Annotated in this window: 17 protein-coding genes; 8 read left to right on the top strand and 9 right to left on the bottom strand. The window is 66.4% G+C overall.

Annotation, left to right across the window (positions count from 1 at the left end):
- Positions 1–33: 33 nt before the first annotated feature.
- The 3 genes from JW958_05450 to JW958_05440 all read left to right on the top strand — a co-directional run bounded on the left by JW958_05450 (position 34) and on the right by JW958_05440 (position 4,138).
- Positions 34–1,362 carry a saccharopine dehydrogenase NADP-binding domain-containing protein gene (locus JW958_05450; protein MBN1825694.1) on the top strand — a complete coding sequence of 443 codons (1,329 nt, stop codon included), beginning with the start codon at positions 34–36 and terminating at the stop codon, positions 1,360–1,362.
- 86 nt (positions 1,363–1,448) lie between these two features.
- Positions 1,449–2,984, top strand: coding sequence for a hypothetical protein (locus JW958_05445; GenBank protein ID MBN1825693.1), 1,536 nt, complete (start codon positions 1,449–1,451; stop codon positions 2,982–2,984).
- The gene (locus JW958_05440; protein MBN1825692.1) at positions 2,981–4,138 is read left to right on the top strand and encodes a DUF819 family protein; all 1,158 of its coding nucleotides are present in this window, start codon (positions 2,981–2,983) and stop codon (positions 4,136–4,138) included. The genes JW958_05445 and JW958_05440 overlap by 4 nt, the downstream gene beginning before the upstream one ends.
- Before the next feature lie 17 nt (positions 4,139–4,155).
- Here JW958_05440 and JW958_05435 read toward each other — a convergent pair whose 3' ends face one another.
- From JW958_05435 to JW958_05425, 3 genes are all read right to left on the bottom strand, one after another.
- Positions 4,156–4,806, bottom strand: coding sequence for a hypothetical protein (locus JW958_05435; protein MBN1825691.1), 651 nt, complete (start codon positions 4,804–4,806; stop codon positions 4,156–4,158).
- 230 nt (positions 4,807–5,036) lie between these two features.
- Positions 5,037–5,930 carry a phosphate/phosphite/phosphonate ABC transporter substrate-binding protein gene (gene phnD, locus JW958_05430; GenBank protein MBN1825690.1) on the bottom strand — a complete coding sequence of 298 codons (894 nt, stop codon included), beginning with the start codon at positions 5,928–5,930 and terminating at the stop codon, positions 5,037–5,039.
- Between the two features lie 195 nt (positions 5,931–6,125).
- The gene (locus JW958_05425; protein ID MBN1825689.1) at positions 6,126–8,159 is read right to left on the bottom strand and encodes a hypothetical protein; all 2,034 of its coding nucleotides are present in this window, start codon (positions 8,157–8,159) and stop codon (positions 6,126–6,128) included.
- Positions 8,160–8,398: 239 nt separating this feature from the next.
- Here JW958_05425 and pepF point away from each other — a divergent pair, with 239 nt between their 5' ends.
- The gene (pepF, locus tag JW958_05420; GenBank protein ID MBN1825688.1) at positions 8,399–10,246 is read left to right on the top strand and encodes an oligoendopeptidase F; all 1,848 of its coding nucleotides are present in this window, start codon (positions 8,399–8,401) and stop codon (positions 10,244–10,246) included.
- A 79-nt stretch (positions 10,247–10,325) separates the two neighbouring features.
- On the opposite strand, the gene JW958_05415 is transcribed toward pepF, so the two are convergent.
- Entirely contained in the window at positions 10,326–12,596 is a 2,271-nt protein-coding gene (locus JW958_05415) for an immune inhibitor A (GenBank protein MBN1825687.1), read from the bottom strand.
- A gap of 174 nt (positions 12,597–12,770) precedes the next feature.
- Here JW958_05415 and JW958_05410 point away from each other — a divergent pair, with 174 nt between their 5' ends.
- The gene (locus tag JW958_05410) at positions 12,771–13,160 is read left to right on the top strand and encodes a Smr/MutS family protein (protein ID MBN1825686.1); all 390 of its coding nucleotides are present in this window, start codon (positions 12,771–12,773) and stop codon (positions 13,158–13,160) included.
- Between the two features lie 171 nt (positions 13,161–13,331).
- Here the strand turns inward: JW958_05410 and JW958_05405 are convergent, their stop codons facing one another.
- The 5 genes from JW958_05405 to JW958_05385 form a co-directional block, all read right to left on the bottom strand.
- On the bottom strand, positions 13,332–13,745 hold the full coding sequence (locus tag JW958_05405) for a redoxin domain-containing protein (GenBank protein ID MBN1825685.1): 414 nt from the start codon (positions 13,743–13,745) through the stop codon (positions 13,332–13,334).
- Between the two features lie 9 nt (positions 13,746–13,754).
- Entirely contained in the window at positions 13,755–14,111 is a 357-nt protein-coding gene (locus tag JW958_05400) for a redoxin domain-containing protein (GenBank protein MBN1825684.1), read from the bottom strand.
- 101 nt (positions 14,112–14,212) lie between these two features.
- Positions 14,213–15,004, bottom strand: a complete 792-nt coding sequence (locus JW958_05395; GenBank protein ID MBN1825683.1) for an inositol monophosphatase family protein — start codon at positions 15,002–15,004, stop codon at positions 14,213–14,215.
- A 34-nt stretch (positions 15,005–15,038) separates the two neighbouring features.
- Positions 15,039–15,680, bottom strand: coding sequence for an outer membrane beta-barrel protein (locus tag JW958_05390; GenBank protein MBN1825682.1), 642 nt, complete (start codon positions 15,678–15,680; stop codon positions 15,039–15,041).
- Between the two features lie 95 nt (positions 15,681–15,775).
- A complete protein-coding gene (locus JW958_05385; protein MBN1825681.1) occupies positions 15,776–16,609 on the bottom strand; it encodes a hypothetical protein in 834 nt (277 codons plus the stop codon).
- Positions 16,610–17,169: 560 nt separating this feature from the next.
- Between JW958_05385 and JW958_05380 the strand changes: the two genes are divergently transcribed.
- From JW958_05380 to JW958_05370, 3 genes are all read left to right on the top strand, one after another.
- Positions 17,170–18,747 (top strand): sulfatase, encoded by a 1,578-nt coding sequence (locus tag JW958_05380; protein MBN1825680.1) that lies wholly within the window; start codon positions 17,170–17,172, stop codon positions 18,745–18,747.
- A 33-nt stretch (positions 18,748–18,780) separates the two neighbouring features.
- On the top strand, positions 18,781–19,116 hold the full coding sequence (locus JW958_05375; GenBank protein MBN1825679.1) for a protein secretion chaperonin CsaA: 336 nt from the start codon (positions 18,781–18,783) through the stop codon (positions 19,114–19,116).
- A 65-nt stretch (positions 19,117–19,181) separates the two neighbouring features.
- Positions 19,182–20,603: a sulfatase gene (locus JW958_05370; protein ID MBN1825678.1), complete on the top strand. Its 1,422-nt coding sequence runs from the start codon at positions 19,182–19,184 to the stop codon at positions 20,601–20,603.
- Positions 20,604–20,674: the final 71 nt, after the last annotated feature.

Here is a 20,674-nt window from a genome sequence, read left to right as displayed (position 1 = left end):
CCGAAAGACTTCAAAGGAGCCGAGAGGGAAGCGATGAAGAAGACCCTCGTCCTGGGAGCCGGGCTTGTCTCTAAGCCTCTCGTACGTTATCTGCTCGACCAGCCGGACTTCCACGTGCACTGCGCCAGTCGCACCGTCTCGAAGGCGGAGAAGCTGATCGACGGCCATGAGCGCGGGAAGGCGACGCCGCTGGACCTGACGAACCCGAAGGCGCTGGCCGACCTGGTCCCCGGCGCGGACCTGGTGATCAGCCTCGTCCCCTACGCGTTCCATGTGCAGGTGGCGGAACTCTGCATCCAACACAAGAAATTGATGGTCACCACCTCCTACGTCAGTCCCGCCATGAAGGCGTTGGACGCCAAGGCGAAAGAGGCGGGCGTGATGATCCTGAACGAGATCGGGCTCGATCCCGGCATCGACCACATGTCGGCGATGCGCGTCTTCCACGACGTGCGCGGCCGGGGCGGGCACATCGAGGAGTTCATGTCCTACTGCGGCGGCCTGCCGGCGCCGGAGGCGAACACCAATCCCTTTGGTTATAAGTTTTCCTGGTCGCCCCGCGGCGTCCTTCTCGCCGGCAAGAATAACGCCAGCTATCTCAAGGACGGCGAACGCCGGGACATCCCATCGAAGGGTCTCTTCGAGGACCGCTGGACGCTGGACATTCAGGGAGAGGGCGAGGGGTACGGCAAGTACCAGGCCTATCCGAACCGGGATTCCATCGGCTATATCGACATCTACAGCCTCCATAAGGCGAAGACGGTGATCCGCGCCACGCTTCGCAATTTCGGTTGGTGCGAGACGCTGAAGGCGATCGTCGATCTCGGCTTCCTGGACGACGAGAAGCGCGATCTCGGCGGGAAGACCTACGGCGCCGTCCTGGCGGAGATGGCCGGCGGCTCCGACCCGAAGAAGGCGGTGATGAAGAAGCTCGGCATCGCCGCCGACGCGACGCCGATCACCAACATGGCGTGGCTCGGCCTCTTCGGCGACGAGAAGATCCCCTTCGACAAGGGGTCTTATCTGGACGCGCTCGAAAAGATCATGCTCGAGAAGATGGGCTACGGCCCGGGCGAGCGGGACATGATCGTCCTGCATCACCGTTTCACCGCCGGCGGGTTCTCCGACGGCCACAAGGAACACATCACCTCCACGCTCATCGACTTCGGCATCCCGAAGGGTGATTCGGCCATGTCCCGCACGGTGGGGCTCCCGGCCGCGGTGGCGACCCGCTACCTCCTGGAAGGGAAGATCAAGGGGAGCGGCGTGCATATCCCTGTGTCGCCCGAGGTTTACCAACCGGTGCTCGAGGAACTGGAGCGTCTCGGAATCCATTGTCTGGAAAAGAGCGAAACGGTCTGATCGATTCCGGCGGAAGCGGAGGGGCCCGGCGCGGAGACGCGTTCGGGCCCCTTTCCGCGCGCGTCCGGCGGGCGGCCTTTCCCGCGTTGCTCCTGCTCACGGCGGTTCTTCACCTCTCTACGATCAGGTCCGGCCACGACTGGGGGGGCGACTTCGCCCACTATCTGCGCCACGCGGAGAACATCGTCGACGGCCGCGCCTACGGGGAGACCGGATATGTCCGGACTCCTCTCATGAGTTACGTGAGCACCTCCTCCTACCCGCCCGGTTTTCCGCTTCTCCTCGCGCCGGTCCGTCTCGTCGCGGGCCGTTCCATGCTCCCCTTCAAGGTGGAGGGCGTTCTCTTTCTCGTCGGCGCGCTCGCCCTTCTCCGCGTTTGGGCGCGGGGGAAGATCGGCGACGGGGCGGCGTTTCTCCTCCTCTTTCTCTTCGGTTGGAGCGCGGCGGTCATCGAGGAAAGCGATCGGATTCTTTCGGACGTGCCTTTTCTCTTCTTCCTCCTGCTGTCGTTGATCGTCATCGAGCGCGCGTGGAGGCGGGGGAGGATCGATCCCGGCGGAGCGGCGCTGGTCGCCGCGCTCGTTCTCTTCACCACGCTCATTCGCCCGGTCGGCGCGCTCCTCCTCGTCCCCTTTCTGGGCGAGGGATTGCGGCGAGGCGGCCTCCGGTCGGTCGCGCCGTGGGCGGCGGCCGCCGCGATAGCCGCCGGCGTGGTGGTCTTCCGCGTGCTCATGCCCGATCTCGCCTACGGAGGGCTTTTCGCCGGAGCCTCCCCCGGAACCGTGTGGAAGAATCTTCGGTACTACAGACTTCTGACGGAGCGCTTTCTCCCTCCTTTCCCTCTTCTCCCCGGAGCACGCTATCCGCTCTTTCTGATCCTTTCGACGTTCGCCCTGGCGGGGATGGTCCGTTCCATTCGCCGAGGATTGTGGCCGCTCTTCCTTTTCGTTCTCGCCCAGGTCGCCGTGCTGATCGTCTTCCCCTTCCAGCAGGGACACCGGTATCTCTTCCCGGTCTATCCCTTCCTTCTCTATTGGATGTTGCTCGGCGCCGGGTGGATCGGCGGTCTCTTCTCCGGCGGGGGGAGGCGCGTCGCGGCGGCGGCGGGCGCGGCGTTTCTCGTTCTCTGGACCGGATACGGGGTCGCCTCTTCCGGACTGACGACACGCGGGCGGCCGGACGGCCCCGAGTCGCCCGCGGCGGCGGCGTTTCTCGACTACGTGGAGAACCTCTCGCCTGAGGAGGCGCTCTTCTCGTTCTGGAAACCGCGCGTGCTCGCCTACTACACCGGGCGGAGCGCGGTGGCGCTCCCGATTCTCGACGAGTTGGAGGAGATGGCCGCCTGGTTCCGGAAGTGGGGGGTGACCCACGTCGCTTTCGACAGGAAGCGGCGGTGGGGGCGGGTGTTGCTCGAGGATGTCGCCGCGGACAAAAGGCGTTTCCGGCCGCTCTATGACGACGGGCGCTTTCTGGTTTTCGAGATCCGGAGAAGCGGGCCGGGCGGGGAGGGAGAGGCCGGCTCGCGGAAGACCCCGCCGGCGGCGGCGCGGGAAAAGGGGGGGAAGGATCGGAGCGGATCGGATACACTGCGAAGGAACCGCGCCCCGGAGGAAGACCCTTGATCGTTTCGCCTCTCGCCGTGCTCACCCTCCTCGCCGCGCTCGTCGCCGCGGTCTTTCTGGTGGAGAAGCGGACCGGCTGGAGACTGTTCCACTATTTCCCGCCGCTCCTCTTCATCTACATGATTCCGCTGGTCCTCTCCAACACCGGGGTGATTCCGACGGCGAGCCCGGTCTATTCGGGGATGCGCGCCTACGCGCTTCCGATCTTCCTCACCTTCATGCTTCTCTCGCTGGATTGCCGGAAGGCGGTGCGCGTGATGGGGAGCGGCGTCTTCGTCATGCTCCTCGGGAGCGCCGGCGTGGTGATCGGCGGCGCCGTTGCATACGCGCTGGTGCATCGCGGCCTCTCGCACGATGCGTGGAAGGGATTCGGCGCTCTGGCGGGGAGCTGGATCGGCGGCACCGGGAACATGGCCGCCGTGGCGGGCGCCCTCGACGCGCCCCCGGAGGAACTGGGCCTCGCCGTCCTCTCCGACAATCTGGTCTACGTCGTCTGGCTGCCGATCCTGCTCGGGTCGAAGGCGTGGGCGGAGCGATTCGGCCGTTTCACCCGCGTCTCGTCGGATCGTCTCCGGATACTCGAGGAGGCGGCCCGTTCCATCGAAAGGGAGGAGCGGGCGCCTGCGATGCTCGACCTCCTTCTTCTCCTTTCGATCGGGCTCGCCGTCACCGCCGCCGCCAAGGGTGTCGCGGCGGGCATTCCGGAGCTCCCGCCGGTCCTCTCCACGGGGACTTGGGAGGTGCTGCTGGTCACCACCTTCGGCATCGCTCTCTCCTTCACGCGGGCGCGGCGCATCCCCGGAAGCCAGCCGATCGCCATGGCGATGGTTTACCTCTTCGTCGCCGGCATGGGCGCGAGAGCGGAACTCTCCGGGCTCAGCCGGGCGCCCTGGTTCGTCGCCGGCGCCTTCATCTGGATCTTCATCCACGGCGGATTCGTGCTTCTCGGGGCCCGCCTCTTCCGGGTGGACGTGCACACCGCGGCGATCGCCTCGGCGGCGAACATCGGCGGCATCGCCTCGGCGCCGATCGTCGCCGCCTATCACCGAAAAAGCCTGATCCCGGTTTCGATCCTCATGGCCCTTCTCGGCTACGCGGTGGGGAACTACCTCGCGATCCTCACGGCGCAGCTCTGCTGGCTCGTCGGCCGCTGACGTCCTTCTCTCGGCTTCTATTGTTTCGTGCGTAAAACACGTACGCCGGCTCCCGCCGCGGCGAGCCATCCGGCGACGAAAAACGCCCAGGGGAACCGTTCGGGGATCCCGCCGGCGACGAGGACGCCGTGGTTGGTCATGAAGGAGCCGAGCATGAGGAGGACTCCGGCCGCGCCGAGCGCCCAATCGAACGGCCGAACGCGGACCGGCCGTCCGCGGCGCTTCCGGACGGCGAGGGCCGCCCCGCCGGAAACGAGGAGGACCGACACGAGGAGGGGGGCGAGAACGGGGCCGGCCCAAACGAGAGGGATGAGGAAGAGGATGTCCCAGGTGAGAAGCGATTCGGGCCAGCGGAGAACGGCGAAGAGGCCGGCGTAGAAGACGACGTCCCAGACGCCGAAGAGGAAGGCGAACCATCCGAAGCGTTCCCAGCGGGAGCGCCCGGCGAGCGACGCCGCCGCCCAGAGCATGATGAGGGTCGCGGCTTCTCGCAGGAGTTCCACGAGCGCGTAGGCATTCGGCGGGACGAGAATGGGAAAGCGAAACCCCTCGGGGAAGAAAATCCGCCGGATGTAAATCACCACCGCCGCCTCCAGGTAGCCGAAGGCGACGCCGAAGACGATCAGCGGGATCAGAATGCTCCGGAGCGACCGGCGATCATCGCTCATCCGACAAGTCTCCTCGCCGGGAGGATAGCGCGAAAGGAATCAAGCCGCCAGGAGGGAGGCGCAAGCAAAAGAAGAAGGGAAAATGAATTTCCCGCTGACGGTCAATGCGGGAGAGGCAAATCCGATTTCGTCGTGCTGTAACTGTTTCTATCCGTGTCAAGTGGCTGGGGACGCCGGATCGGTTCGCCGCGTTCCGCCTTCGCAGGACGAACCGATCCGGCGCCGACCGGTTAAAAGCGATCCGGGAACAGCCTCTCCGCCTCGCGCACCGACTCGTAATCCCCGCTCTCCGCGTCGACCAGATAGTCCACCTGGTAGAGGTCGTAAAGGAGCTTCTTGCCGGCCGGGTCGTCCCCCATCTCGAGCAAACGCCGGAGTATTTCGTTCGTGATCTTGGGGTTCGCCTCGATGAAGGGCTTGGAGCCGGTGATCGTGTCGCCCGGTATCGGCTTCGTATAGAAGACCGCCTTCAGCTTGCGGCTGTCCCGCGGCTCGAGGTACTGGGTCCAGGCGCCCCGGCGGTTCTCCGTGTCGTTGGCGAAAACGGCGCCCGCGTCGATCCGCCCGTGGAGGACCGCCTTGACGATCTCGTCGTAACCGCCGATGAAGGTGTTGGACGCGAAGTAGGCGTCCACGTCGATCCCCTGGGCGTGGAGCGCCGCCTTGGTGAACATGAATCCGGCGGTGCTGCTCGGGTAGGCCCAGCCCATTCGTTTCCCCTGTAGTTCGCGGATCGTGCGGATCCCGCTGTCCCGGCGCACCACGATGGCGCCGTAGTAGAACGGTTCCGCTCCGCGGACCGACTTGAGAAGCACCCGCGCGACGCCGCTCCGTTCCGCCTTGACGTAGCTGAGCGGCGAGAGCCAGGCGAAGTCCACCTCGTTTTTGCCGACGCCCTCGATCAGATCGTCGTAGTTGTGGCTCACGACCGGCACGAAGCGGTACTCGGTCTTGTCCGTCAGATACTGGCAGAACTCCTCGGCTAAAATAGTGAGCTGTTCCCGATTGTGGGAGGGATAGAACCCGAAGCGAACGACCGGCTTCTTATCGGCCGCCGTCGCCGAGCCGGAAATCAGCAGGGACCCCGCCAGAAACGCGACGGCGAGGAGGGATATCCTTCTCATCTCGCACCTCCCTTGGATGATGAGGTTCACCCTCATCCTAACGGGCGACGGCGGCGGTCGTAAAGATGAAAGGGGAGGGGGCGTGATCCCCGTCGCGACCCCGGACAGGGAAAGCGATTGGCGGATAAAAAGATACGGGCGCCGAGGGAACGCGGAATCCCCACGGCGCCCGGCTCTTTTCCGCGGCGCGCGTGACTACCGAATGAGGCTCATCTTGCGTGATTCGGTCCTCCCGCCGGCGTCGATCCGGCAGAAGTAGACCCCGCTCGCCACGGCGCGACCGGCGTCGTCCCGGCCGTCCCACACAACGGCGTGTCGGCCTTCAGGGAAGGAGATGCCGTCCACGAGGGTGTGGATCCTCTCGCCGGTGATCGCATAGACGCCGATCGTCACCGGACACGCCTCCGGCAGCTCGAAGGAGATGGACGTGATCGGGTTGAACGGGTTGGGGCGGTTCGGCTCCAGCGCGAAGCGCGCGGGCGGGGCACCCTCGCCGGCGGCGGTGGAAACCTCCGCGTTCTCGTCGAGAAGCCACTCGTCCGGATCGAAGAGGACGGCCGTCGCCTCGCCGCCCGGGTAGACCTGGAACTGGTTGGTCTCCGCGTCGATCCAGAGAACGACCGTCGTGTCTCCCGCGGGCGTTTCGATCAGAAAGTCGACGGGCATGACGTAGGCGTCCGGTCCGACGGTCTGCGTCTGCCGCGTACTGATATCCACCCGCCAGTTCCCCGGCGTCTCCTCGACCGAAGTCCATCCCCAATCGATCACCGGATGGCCCCCCTGGTAGATCCACTCGTCGAAGAACCAGTCCAGGTCACCGCCGTAGACGGTTTCGCAATCGGCGATGAAATCCGGCGTGTACGCGTTGCCGTAGGCGTGATTGTCCAGGTAGAGATTCAGCGCGTCGAAGAAGAGAGAGTCTCCCATCACGCCCCGGAGCATGTGGACCACGGAGGCGCCCTTCTCGTAAGCGACGGTCCCCCAGAGGTAGTCGGGATCGTAGATCGGATAGGTGAGGATTTCGGCGCTGTTCAGATAAGGGGTGAAAAGATCGGAGACAACGTAGTCGTGGTAATCCTGCTCGCCGTAGAGGTGTTCGTGGAAGAGCGCTTGGCCGTAGGTGGCGAATCCCTCGGAGAGCCAGACGTCCCGCCAGTCGCCGTAGGTGACCAGGTCGCCGAACCACTGGTGCGTCATCTCGTGGGCGAGAAGGTCGTCGTAGGTGGTGGTGCCGTTCACGCCCCAACTGATGTGGAAGACCTTCGTCTGGTGCTCCATGTCGCCGATGGGGGTCGTCACGTAGCCGAACTCGTCGTAGGGGTAATCGCCGAACCGCTCGATCAAGCCGTCCATCATGTGGTGCACGTTCTGGAAAGAACCGGGGGCGTTGGGAATCAGGTCCCGATGCACGTAGTGGTGGATGAAGTCGTGGTAGGCGTCGGTCACCTCATCGTATTTGGCGATCGAGACGGCCATCAGGTAACTCGAGACCGGATGATCCTCGCGCCAGTGATAGGTTTTGCGTCCCGTCGCCGTGTCGGTCTCCACGGAGACCAACTCGCCGGTGGCGACTCCCACTTTGGTGGCCGCGGTCTCCACGTAGATGTCGCAGGTCGCCTTGTCGCAGGGGGAATCCACGCCGGGGAACCAGGTCCGGCCCATGGAGGGGTTGCCGGAGCTTACGCCCACGCCCATGCTGAAGTCGGTGATCGGGTAGCCGTATACCCAGAAGCCCCCGAAACCGCCCGGGCTCGGTTCGTGCCAGGGCGTCCCTCCGTAAACCACCTCCACCGTCGCCGTGTCGCCGTCGTCCAGGGGCGAGTCGAGGGTGACCAGAAGCGTGTCGGCCGCGTGGGTGTAGGCGAGGGGTGTTCCGCCGTGGTAGACGCCGGAGACGGTGAGGGATCGGAGATCGAGCCGCACCGAAGCAAGGTCGTCCTTCATGCTTTGCAGGGTGACGAAGGCCTGTCCGTCCAGAAGCTCCGCGGAGTGGTTCACGGTCATATGCAGCTCGTAATGCACCACGTCGAAGGAGTCCGGGCAGGCGGTCGGATCGGTCCGAAGCGCCTTCTCGGCGGCGTGCGCTTCCGCGATCCTGGCCGGGAGGCGCTCCGCGCTTTGCAGCCCTTCCACGGACACGTAGCGATCGGAGGAAAGGTAACGGGTTTCAGCGGAGACGAGGCCGGCGAGGACGGCCAGGGCGAGGAAAACGGACGCGAGCCGTTTCATCGTTCACTCCTTTCGAGGGAGACGACGGGATTGTTCGAGTGGATTCCTTTTCCATTATACCACGTTCCGGGACCCCTTTCTCCACCCGTCCTCCGGGCCTCCGGAGCGCCCCCGCCGCCGCGGGGCGGGCGTCCTTGAGCGGGCGGACCGCATCGGCTATCCTCGGCGGGTTCGCCGGGCGCGGGTGCGCGCGGTCCCGGCGGTTCGTCGGAATCCCTTATCCCCGAAAGACGGAGACGATGCGCGAGCTTATCCTCTTCCCGCGGCCGGCGTCCGAGGACGCCGATGCCCCACCCCGTCCCCTTCCGAGGCGGGACGAACTCGATCCCCGCCATCAATGGCGTCTGGAAGACATGTACCCTTCCCCCGGGGCGTGGCGGGAATCCTTCGACCGGATCCCGGAGCGGATCGAGGCGCTCACCTCACGGAAGGGAAGGGCGGGCGAGTCGTCCGAGGCGCTTCTCGAAACGCTCCGCGCCCGGGACCGTCTGAACGAGAGCTTCGGCCGCCTGTACGTGTACGCCCATCTGTACCGGGACCAGAACACGGGTGACCCGGAGGGGCAGGCGCTCGCCGAACGGATCGCCGCCCTCCGTCCCAAGGTGGGCGAGGCGGAATCGTGGATCCCTCCGGAGATTCTCGCCCTCCCCGAGGAGAGGATCGCAGCTTTCTTGGACGAGAACGAGGAACTCCGCCTTTACCGGCACGACCTGGACGACCTTCTCCGCCTTCGTCCCCACACGCTTTCGCCTGAGGAGGAGAAGCTGCTCGCCCTTTCCGGCAACGTCGCGGCCGGCCCGCGCAACGCTTTCACCATGCTGAACAACGCGGACCTCCGTTTCCCGGCCATCCGGGACGAGGAGGGGCGTGAAGTGGAGGTCACCAAGGGAAGGTTCAGCCTGTTCATGGAGAGCCGGGAGAGGCGGGTGCGCCGGGACGCCTACGAGGCGCTCCTCGGCACCTACCGGAAGTTTCGGAACGTTTTCGCCGCCCTGCTCAGCGGGAGCGTGACCAAGGACATCTTCTACGCCCGCGCCCGCGGTTACGACAACTGCCTGGAGCGCGCGCTGGACGGGGGGAACATCCCCCGCGCCGTGTTCGACACCACGCTCCGCGCCGTCCAGGAGCGCCCGGAGCCGCTCCGCCGCTACCTCGATCTCCGCCGGAGGATCCTCGGCCTGGAAGAGCTGCGCCCCTGGGACCTCTTCGTCCCGCTCTTCCCGGAGGGGGAGGAGAAGATCCCCTACGAGGAGGCGGTCGCCCTGGTGCGCGAGGGGCTCCGTCCCCTCGGGCCCGCTTACGGCGCGGCGCTCGACGAGGGGCTCGGGGGCGGTTGGATCGACGTGTACGAGAACGAGGGGAAAAGGAGCGGCGCCTACTCCTGGGGGGCCTACGGCGCGCACCCCTACGTGCTTCTCAATTGGCAGGGGACGCTGGACGACGTCTTCACGCTCGCCCACGAGCTGGGCCACGCCCTTCACACCAGGCATTCCTCCCGCCGCCAGCCCTACGTCTACGCCGACTACTCCATCTTCACCGCCGAGGTCGCCTCCACGACGAACGAGGCGCTCCTGATGCACCACCTTCTCGAGACGACGGAGGACCGGAACCGGAAGCTTCACCTGTTGAACCAACGCCTCGATCAAATCCGAGGAACGGTCTACACGCAGGTGCTCTTCGCCGAGTTCGAACGGAGAATCCACGAGGCGGCGGAACGCGAGGAGCCGATCACCGCCGAAGCGCTCGGCGGGATCTTCACCGAGGCGCACGAGACGCTCTACGGCGACCGAGTGGAGCGGGACGAGCTGCACGACGTCTATTGGGCACGGATCCCGCACTTCTATACCGGCTTCTACGTCTACCAGTACGCCACCGGCTTCGCGGCGGCGACCGCGCTTTCCCAACGCATCCTTCGGGAGGGAGAGGAAGCGGTGCGCCGCTACATCGGCTTCCTCGAGGCGGGCGGCTCCGACTACCCGATCGAGATTCTCCGCCGCGCGGGCGTGGACATGACCTCGCCGGAGCCGATCGAGGAAACGGTCCGCCTCTTCGACCGTTTGCTGGACGAGGTGGAGGCGCTTCTGTAAAAAGCCTTGAAAGGAAAAGAAACGCGCCCCGGCCGGCGGTTCCGGTCGGGGCGCTCGATCGTCCGCGCGCGCGTTTTCCTTACTTCAGCAGCACCAGCTTGCGCGTCTCGGTGAACGCGCCGGCGCGCAACCTGTAAAAGTAGACTCCCGAGGCGACGGCGCCCCCCCGGTCGTCGCGGCCGTCCCAAACCGTTTCCTGATCACCGGCGTCTCTCGCGCCGCGCACGAGCGTCCGCACAAGACGCCCCGAAACGTCGTGAATCGAAAGGGAGACGTTTCCGGGCCGCGCCAGCGACCAGGAGATGACGGTGGATGGGTTGAAGGGGTTGGGGCGGTTCCGGCCGAGGCGGGTCGCCGCGGGCGCGCCGGCCGCTACGCCGGTGGAGGGGAGCACCGTCACCTTCGCCGGGTCGCTCCAAAAACCGGTCTGCGCCTCCGCGTCCCGGGCGCGCACCCAGTAGAACCAGTCCCCTTCGGTGCGGCCGGTCACGTCGTACGAGGCGGTGGGGATCGCGTCGTCCAGAGTGTCGACCTCGGCGAAGAGGCGAACGGGATGGATGTCGTCCACCTGCACCCCGCGGAGGTTGGTCAGCTGGTCGGTCACGTAGTGGAAACGGATCCGGATGCTCTCCCCGGCGTAGTCGCTCAGGTCGAAGGCGAGGGGGAACCAGCCGCCGGAGGCGCCGGTGATCCCGTTCCCCCGGTTGTTGCCGTTCGGGTCCACGTCGGTGGTGTAACTCCCCGGGATGGGCGCCCAGGAAGCGCCGCCGTCCTCGGAGATCTCCACGTACCAGTAGTCCCACTCGTTCTCCACGCGCCACCATCCCCAGAAGGTGAGGGAGTCGCCCGCCTCCACGTCGATGGGATGCGGCGCCTCTAAAGCCGCGGAGTACTCGTCCCCCGTGCCGGAGTAGAAGCTGTACGACCCGGAGTGTTTCCTCTCGTCGTTCCATGTCCAGTTGTCGGTGAGCCAATCGCCCAGGCCGAACTCGGCGCTGTCGAGCACGATCGACTCGCCGGTCGCTTCGACCAGCTCGTAAGAGACCACGTCGGAGTCGCCCCCCGCGCCGAGGGCCCAGCTCACGGCGTAGTCGCCGTCCTCGTCGTCCGGCAGCGAGGCGATGACGGGTCGGGCCGGAATCTTGAAGCGATAAGGATCATCGGCGATCCGGACCATGAAGAGCATCGCCGGGAGTTGCTCGGCGAAGTGCACCGGGATCAAGGAGGCGGGCGTGTCGAACTGGTCGCCGATCTCCGGCGTGATGCTGAAGCAGGCGGGCTTGGTGGAGTCGCCGTAGGCCCAGTCGTCGCTCCCGCCGTTGGTGAGGTAGATGAGCCCCGTGTAGGTCGAGCCGGGGTCGTAGTCGTTGTGCGCCGCCAGGCTGTCGCCGATCGCCGCGAAGGCGTCGTCGTCCTCGGTTTGGATCGAGGCGTAGCCCCAGGGATAGAGGTACATGCGGCCGTGGCTGTGGAAGGAGAGGCAGGTGGCGAACTCCTTCGCCTGGAAGAGCGTCATCAGCGCCTGGAGCTCCGGCTCCGAACCGGCGGAGGGACCGCGGTAGGTTTCGCTGTAGGTGTTGGGGCTGGATCCGACGTCGTCGAGCCCCCACATGTAAGGCCAGTTCCGGTTCAGGTCGACGCCGTAGGTGCCGTCGCCGTTGTTCCGCCGGTTTTTGCGCCAGTCGCCCACGTCCACCACGTACTGGTGGCCGTCGGGATTGATCATCGGCACGATCCAGATCTCCCGCTCGTCGACGAGGGCCGTGACGAGAGAGTCCGTTCCGTAGTTGTCGAGAAGGTACTCGGCGAAGAGATAGGGCATCTCCACGCTGATGATCTCCCGGGCGTGGTGGCACCCCATGATCATCGCCTCCGGTTCCCCCTCGTCGAGGGAGACGTTGTCGGAGATCTTGAGGGCGAAAATGTCGCGGGCCTCCCAACTGTCGCCCAGGTCGTGCCTCTCCGCGAGGGTCGGATAGAGGGCGACCAGGCTGTCGAAGGCCGCGTCGATCTCGGCATAGGTGTGGTAGGCCGCGTCCAGGGCGCGGGTCTCCGGCTCGAAGAGGGCGCCGAGCGCCGCGCCGAGGTCCTCGCGCAGCACCTCATAACGGATGCCGCGGGCGGCGAACTCGGCGAGTTCCGCCTCGTTGGCGACGAGAGTGAGGCCGGTGTCCGGCCGGTAGTCGGCCACGTCCCGGTTCTCGCGGAGAAGATCGCGGATCGCCTCCTTTTGGGAGAAATCGATCCGGATCACCTTGTGGATCTCGCCGCCGGCGGCTAGGGAGGAAAACAGGAAGAGGAGGAGAGTCAGAGCGGGTAGCGCTCGGGTGATGAGGCGGCTGCGGGGCATATCGATTCTCCTTCGCACTCTAGGGATCGTCGGGGGATCATGGGAGAGCGGTCTCGGCGCGCGGGACGAGGTGGGGTCGCGCAACCACGCGCGCCCAATTATTATACAACATTCGCGCCCCGGAAGCGAGGGCGTATACTGAAGGACGGCCGCCGGCGCGGCGGAGGGACGGCGATGGGATTTCTCGATAGACTGCGCGGGTTCCTGGCCGGCGGGGAAAGGCGCGCCCCGCGAGGTAGGGAACGCGCCCCGGACGATGAGGGGGACGGGGAACCCTCCGGGGAAATCGTGGTGACGGACGTTCTCGACCTCCACGGTTTTTTCCCGGAGCAGATTCCCGAGGTGATGGAGGAATTCCTCGCCGGCGCGGAGCGCCTCGGGATCGTCGAGGTGCGGATCATTCACGGCAAAGGGAGGAGTGTTCTCCGCCGGGAGGTGTGGGACTTTCTGAAGAGGGATCCCCGCGTGGTCCGTTTCGGCCAGGCGCCTCCCGAACGCGGGGGATGGGGGGCCACCCTCGCGATGTTGCGGCGCGCGGAGAGGGAGCGCGAGGAGACGCGGTGATCTCGCTCTTCGGTGCCTGCTCTCTTCCGCTCCCATCGTTCGCGAAAAGAGAATCCCCGACCGAAGGGCCGTCCATCCCGCCGCGAGGCTCTCCCCCGGTCCTTTTCGGGTAAACAAGAGAGGGGCGGATCGACGACCCGCCCCCCCGTGAAAACGCCGCGGACCGGCGTTTTAATACACGCCGATCTTCTCCTTGCTCGTTTCGATCATGGGATCCCCCGGCTTCCAGCCGGCGGGCGCCGCCTTTCCCGGGTTCGCCTTTACCGCCTGCATCGCCTGAATCTGGCGGATCAGCTCGCTCACGTTGCGGCCCACCGGATCGGTGAGCACCTCCACGGCGAGGATCATCCCGTCGGGATCGATGATGAAGCGGCCCCGGTGATTGAGACCCGTCTTGGGGTTCCAGACGCCGTACGCGCGGCCCACGGAGCCGCTCGGATCGGCCGCCATCGCAAAGGGGACGTGTTGGATGGTCGGGGAGGTCTTCTTCCACATCCAGTGGGAGAAGTGGGTGTCGCTGCTGATGGCGATCACCTCGACGCCGAGCTCTTGCAGCTCACCGTACGCGGCCGCGACCGCGGCCAGTTCGGTGGGTCAGACAAAGGTGAAATCGGCGGGATAGAAACAAACCACCCGCCACTTGCCGTTGTAATCGGAGAGCTTGACCATCCGGATGTCGTCGCCGATCACCGCGGGAAGCTCGAAGTTGATCGCCCGGTCGCCCGGAATCAGGATCCGGGAGACCGGCGCGGGCGGCGCGGGCGGCGCTCCCTGCGGCGCGACCGCGGGAGTCCCCGGCGCCGCGGCCGGTTCATTCTCAGCCGCCGTGCCGCAGGAGCCGAGCACCTGCGCGGCGGCGAGGCCCGTCCAAACCGCCATCGCGAGAACGAGGAGCGCCGAAGCGATCCCCATCCGCGTCGCGGCCGGGCCGGACCGTTTTCGATTCCGCATGTTCCCCTCCTCTCTCCATCCGGGATGGACGTGAACGCGAAGTCCGCGGCGTTTTCATTGTAAGCATCCGGATGGCGGGTCTCCACCTTTTCCGGAACGGGTCAGAGGGGCGGGTCGTCCGGGCCGACGCGAAGGCGGTCGTGAAAGAGGCGGCCGAGCTCGGGTCCCGCGGCGACGAGGGTGGGGTAGCTGCGGCCGGCGTAGTCATCGCCGCGCCGCGCCGGGAAGGGGGGAAGACCGTCGAGTGGGATCCAGACCGCGCCGGCGGCGTGCAGGATCGGCCAGGCGGCGGCGATATCCCAGATCTTGGGCGTCCTCTCCACGCCGCCGAGTGAGGCGCCGGCGGCGACGAGGAGAAGGTTGTAGGTAGCGGAGCCGAGCATCCGGAGCTTGCAGGGGAAGGGGCGTCGGAGGAGGTAGACGCTGCGCGCGCATACGTTGAATAGCCGGTTCTCCGACGGCTCCCGCGGCAGGGCGCGGATCGGCCGGCCGTTCAGCCAGGCTCCGTCCGGCCCGCCCCCCCCGGTTTGAATCCCGTCGAAGGATTGGCCGACGGCGGGGAATCGGACATGCCCGAAAACAGGCTCGCCGCGGTAAAGCAGGCCGAGGCTGATCCCCCAGATCGGCAACCCGCGGGCGAAATTGGTGGTCCCGTCGATCGGGTCGATCACCCAGCACCAGTCGTTCGGAGGGAGGGAGGTGCTCCCCTCTTCGGTGAGCGCGCCGTGGTCGGGGAAGCGGGCGCGGACCGCCTCGCGGAGCGTCTCGTCCGCCCAGCGGTCCGCCGCGGTGACCAAGGAGCCGTCCTCCTTACTCTCCGTCCGCCCCCGGCTCCCATCGACGAGAAGGCGCTCTCCGACGCGGGCGGCCGCCTCGCCGGCGAATGCGCGTATCTCTTCCCAGTCTCGCGCGGCGGGCGGGATCACCTCAGAACCCGACGTGGAGGCGAAAAACCCATGCGCTCCCTTTGTAGGCGCCGTCGGTCTCGAATCCGACTCCGCCGATCTCGAGGGTCTTGTCGGTGATTTCCTGCAGGTCGAAACAGTATCGAATCTCCGGCGTGACCGAAACGCCCAGGAGGGGAAGCCCCAGTTCCAGGCCGACGCCGATGTTGGCGGCAAGGGTCGTTTTTTTGATGTTCCCCTCGAAGGCGTCGTCGGACGTGAGGTCGTAGCGGAACTCCGGGCCGGCGAGCAGATAGGGGCGGATCGGCGGCAGCACGAAGCGCCACTGAAAATCGATCGGCAGGGCGATGTATCGGACCCGGAAGTCCTCCTTGAAGTCCGCCGGGAGCCCGGGGGTGTCGCCGATCCCGTCGAAGAGGGCGCCCGCGTCGGTGTAAAGAAGCCCGGCGCGCACGCCGATCGGACCGAGGTCGCCGGCGCCGAAGACGCCGATGTGCCAGCCGGTCCGGCTGTCGTATGTGGTCTCGTAGTCCGTCACCTTCACGTCGCCCAGGGAGGAGAAGTTCATTCCGGCCGAGACGCCGGTCTTCAGAAGCGCGTCCGCCGGGACGGCGCCGAAGAGAAGCGCCGCCACGGCCGCTGCGGCGAGTACGCGTTGCATCACGTTCGTTTCCTCCGAGAGAAGGGGGGGTGTCGAGGTCCTTTCCCTTTCACGGTCGAAGGGATTGTAGCAGCGCCCGGAGCGGCGCGGAAGGGGGATCAGCGAAGGAGGGTCATCTTGCGGGCGCCGGAGGCTCCGTCCCCTTCGAGGCGGAGAAGGTAGACGCCGCTCGCCGCCGGACGGCCGGAGCGGTCCCTCCCGTCCCACGTCACGGCGTGCTCCCCCGTGCCGAGGGAACGATTGAGGAGCACCGTCACGAGCCGCCCCGCCGGATCGATCACGGAAAGTCGGACCGGCCCCGCGCGATCCATTGCGAACCGGACCGTCGTCGTCGGATTGAAGGGGTTCGGCGCGTTGCCGAGGAGACGAACCGCGGCCGGAGCGCCGGTCGCGACGCGTGTCGGGACGCCGACCGCGTCGGAGGCCGCCTGAAACACCCCAAAATCGCGCGGGTCCTGTAGATAGAGGGCCGTCACCAGCATCTCCGGCTCGTACTCCGGATCGATCGGGTAACTCCAATCGAAGGAGACCGAATCGTTCTTCGCGAGATGCAGCACCCGGCCGAGAGAGTCGGGGAGGAAATCGCGGAAGAGGTTGCGGTAGACCTCGCCGCCGTAGTCGTGGCAGATCTCGGTGACGGCAAGGAAGAGTCTCTGCTCCGCCGTGCCCGGATCTTCCGGCGCGGCGACGTCGAAAAGGACCCGCACCGAATCGGGTCCGGCGGTCTGCGTCATGTGGATCCGGAGGGGGCTCGGCCGGAGAAGGAGGGTGTCCACGGCGGCGCGCACCCGAGCGCCGAAATCGGAAATCGGCCAGGGGGAGACCTCGACGGTCCCGTCCAGGAACAGCTTGGGGATTTCCGTGACGCGGTAGAAGTTCACGCGCCCGTTCACGTCGCCCGGATTGAAGAGGTAGCCGGGATCGGTCGGCATCGGCCATGCGACGTGATACTCGATCGGGACGACCCGCCCCGCGTAGCCGTCGAAGACCGCGTGAAGCGTGTCCTTGACGGCGAGGCAGCCGCTTCATGTGTAGTTGGTGAACAGCTCCGCCAGCAACGTCCTCTGCGCGGCGGGGACGGGGGAAGCCGCCAGCAGGGAGAAGGCGAGAACCGCGAGGGTTCTCCGCAACAAGCAGTGCTCCTTTCATCGAATCGGGGGTGCGTCTCGGGGGAATCGTGTTTAAGTATACATCAGAACGGCGCCGTGCGGGGCGCGAAAGGGGGAGCGCGACGGACGCTCTTTTCGTCGCGTGGTTCCGCGTCCGAAAGGGCTCCTCTCCGCCGACCCGATCGCTCCCGATTCCGGGAAGGTGGTCGCCCCCGCCGCGCCGCGCCCCTCACGAACCCTTCCTCGCGCCCCCCCGGTTGACCGGTCCCCCTCCGCGGTCTAGACTGGAACGTTCCGGGGAAACGGGGAACCGCGCGGGTCGGCGCGGAAGTGGGGCGGGAGCCCTTTCTCGGGTCCGAACCGCCCCCGGCGGAGGATTTCACTTGAAGATCGGTCTCGGAAAAGCCGTCCGAGGGAGGACCGGCGCGATTTTCTTCCTGTTTGCGCTTTTGCCGGCGGCGCTCTCCTGCTCCGGCGGCGCGGAAAAGCGTCCCAACGTCCTCTGGGTCGTCTGGGACACCGCGCGGGCGGACAGGTTCGGCCTCTACGGAGGCGGGCCGACCACCCCCTTTCTGGAGGAGTGGGCGGAAACCGCCCGCGTCTACGAGGACTGTCTCTCCGAGTCGAACTACACCCTCCCCTCGCACGCCTCTTTCTTCACCGGCCTTCCGCCGTCGCTCCACGGTTGCACCAACAGCCGTCCTTTCCTGAGCGAGAACCTGGTCACCGTCGCGGAGCTTTTCCGGGACGCCGGCTACGACACCTACCTTTGGTCCGCCAACCCGCACATTTCGAAGGTGAAGAAGTTCGACCAGGGTTTCGAGACGGTGGAACATCCTTGGCAGATCGAATTCCAAAAGAGAGCGTTGGAGATCGTCTCGGGCAAGATCCGCCCGGAGGACGTGAGCAGCGAACTCCCGCCGAAAGTGCGCGCCGCCCGGGTGGGTCCTTGGGACATCAAGGCGAGCGGCGCCCTCGCGGCCGAGGCGCTCTTCCGTTGGATCGACGATCGGGAGGAAGGGGGCGCTCCCTGGTTCGCCTTTCTCAATTATATGGAGGCGCACCGGCCCTACATTCCTCCGGAAAAATACAGGCGCCGGATGATGTCGGAGGAGGAGGTCCTCCGTTCCTACGAGGTGGACCGCTCCTGGACGCCTCTCTGGAGCTACACGTTCGGGCTGAAGGAGTACGACGAAGAGGAGCTTTCGGTCACCGCCGGCACCTACGACGCGTGCATCGCCGAGTTGGACGACCTCTTCCGGGGTCTGATCGAAGCGCTCCGCGAGCGAAGGAAGCTGGACGACACGGTGGTGATTCTCACTTCCGACCACGGCGAACATCTGGGCGAGCACCACATGCTGGACCACCAGTATTCTCTCTACCAGCAACTGATTCACGTGCCTCTCCTGATCCGCTACCCGAGTCGAATTCCGCCCGGCCGGGACCGGCGGCCGGTGATGACCGGCGATCTCTTCCCTACGTTGCTCGCCCTCGCCGGCATCGACCGGCCTCCGGCGCCGGAGGGGAGCGGGGCGGTGAGCCTGCTCGCCCCGCCGGCGGAGAGAACGCGGATCGCGGAGTCGCTCGGCCCGTTCCGCCAGCCCTTCGACGAGGTGCGGCGCGCCCATCCGGCGTGGGATTCCGCCCCGTGGGAGCGTGAGATCCGCGCCGTCGTGGAGACGCCCTGGAAGCTGATCGCCTGGGACGACGGCGAGAAGAAGCTCTTCCGCCTCGACGGCGATCCCGGCGAGGAGAGGGACCGGCTGGACGAGGAGCCGGAGAGGGCGAAGCGGCTCGCCGCGCTGCTGGAGGGACGCGGCGTCGCGGCGGCATTCGGCGATTCGTCGGAAACGCCGGAACTCCCCGAGGAACATCGGGAGATGCTTCGCGCCCTCGGTTACATCGGCGGCGGGGCGGCGCCCGAAACGAGCGCCGCGCGGGAGAAGGACGGGAAACCCTGATTCCCCCGAGGCGGGGAGGAGGTTCGACGCAGCATGAAGGAAACCGCCGATTTCGCGCATTTTCAAGCGCTCGATCTGCGGATCGGGCGGATCGAGGCGGTGGAGGAGGCCGAGACGCGCAAGCCGCTCTACCGTGTGACCGTCGATCTCGGTCCGGAGATCGGAACGCGCACGTCCATCGCCGGATACGCGAACTATCCCAAAGAGGGGCTGATCGGCAGGCAGGTGGTCTGCGTGGTGAATTTCGCTCCTAAAAAGATGGGACCGGAAACGTCGGAGCTGTTTATCCTCGGCGCCGTCGGTCCGGAGGGAGAGGGGATCTTCATCACCCCCGAAAGGGAGGCGCCCCTCGGGTCGATCGTAATCTAAATCGGATTCCGTATCAAGTTCATGGCGGAAAGGGGACCGGGCGGAACGGTCCGGCGGGGAGCGAAATGGCCGGTAGGAGAGCGGGACGGTTTCGGAGCGCGCGGGGACGCGCGGCGGCGTTCGCCGCGTCGTCGCTTCTCGTGGCCTTCGCGGCGGCGGGGTGCGGCGGCGGACCGCGCCCGAATGTGATCCTGATCACTCTCGAATCGCTCCGGGCGGATCATCTCGGCTGCTACGGCTACGAGAGGGCGACGAGCCCGAACCTGGACCGTTTCGCCGAAAGCGCGGTCCGCTTCAGCGACGTCCATTCCGTCACCTCTTGGACCCTCCCCTCGCACGCGACGATTCTCACCGGCCTTTATCCGTCGACGCACCGGGTGCGGGAACCCCACGAGCGTCTCGACGATTCCTACGTTACGCTGGGCGAGATCCTCGCCGAGCGCGGCTACCACACCGAGGCCGTTCTCGGCGGTCCCTTCCTGCGCACCCCGTACAACCTGAACCAGGGTTTCGCCGTTTGGGACGATTCCCCCTCTTCGGTGGAGCAGGAGACCGCCCACGGCGACGTGACGAACCCGGTGATGGAGGCGAAGATCCTCGACTTCATTCGCTCCGGGCCGCGGGAGCCTTTCTTTTTCTTCGCCTATTTTTGGGACATCCACTACGACTTTCTCCCGCCGCCCCCTTACGACACTCTTTTCACGACGCCGGAGATGGAACCCTTCGATGATTCCGATTTCGACCGGAACCCGCAGATCCATCCCGGCATGAAACAGGCTCGGCTCGATTGGACCGTCGCCCGCTACGACGGGGAGATCCGCTGCACCGACGAGATGCTGGGGCGGATCTTCGACGCCCTCCGGGAGGAAGGGCTCTGGGAGAACACGGTGATCGTCATTACGGCCGATCACGGCGAGGAGTTCTTCGAACACGGCGCGAAGGGGCACAAACACAGCCTGCACGTCGAATCGGTCCACGTGCCTCTCTGGATCAAGCCGGCGGGCGCGGCGGCGCCGCGCGTGGACGGCCGGAACGGTTCGACGGTGGACGTGGCGCCCACTCTTCTCGACCTCTGCGGCGTGCGCCCCCCGGCGGAGATGCAGGGGCGCTCCCTTTTCGATCCGCCGCCGGAAGAGAAGGGAGAACGATTCCAGGAGCTTCGCATCACCTATTACGGCTACGTGATCGGGCAGGGATACGACTGGAGGACCCGGGTCTTCGATTCCTGGGCGCTCGGCGCCGGCGATCTCAAGTACATTCGCATGCCGATGAAATTGGGCGAGAGGCTTTACCGGACGGACGAGGACCCGGGGGAGACTCGGGATCTCGCCGCCGCGATGCCGGAGGAGATGGAGCGGCTTCGCCTGCGCGCCGAGGAGTGGCGGGCGCGGCTCGACTCCGCGGCGGCGGGGTACGGAGCGACCGAGGCGGCCTCCCTCTCGCCGGAGGAGCGCGAGAGGCTCGAGGCGCTGGGATATTTGCGATAAAAGGCGGGAATGAAACCCCCCGCCGGAAACGAAAAACGACCGGCCGCGGAGGCGGAACGACCGCCCCGCCC

This window comes from Candidatus Eisenbacteria bacterium, from assembly GCA_016930695.1.
GTDB lineage: Bacteria > Orphanbacterota > Orphanbacteria > Orphanbacterales > Orphanbacteraceae > JAFGGD01.
The sequence above is the reverse complement of the archived record's forward strand: the minus strand, read 5'-3'. Positions and strand labels throughout refer to the sequence as shown.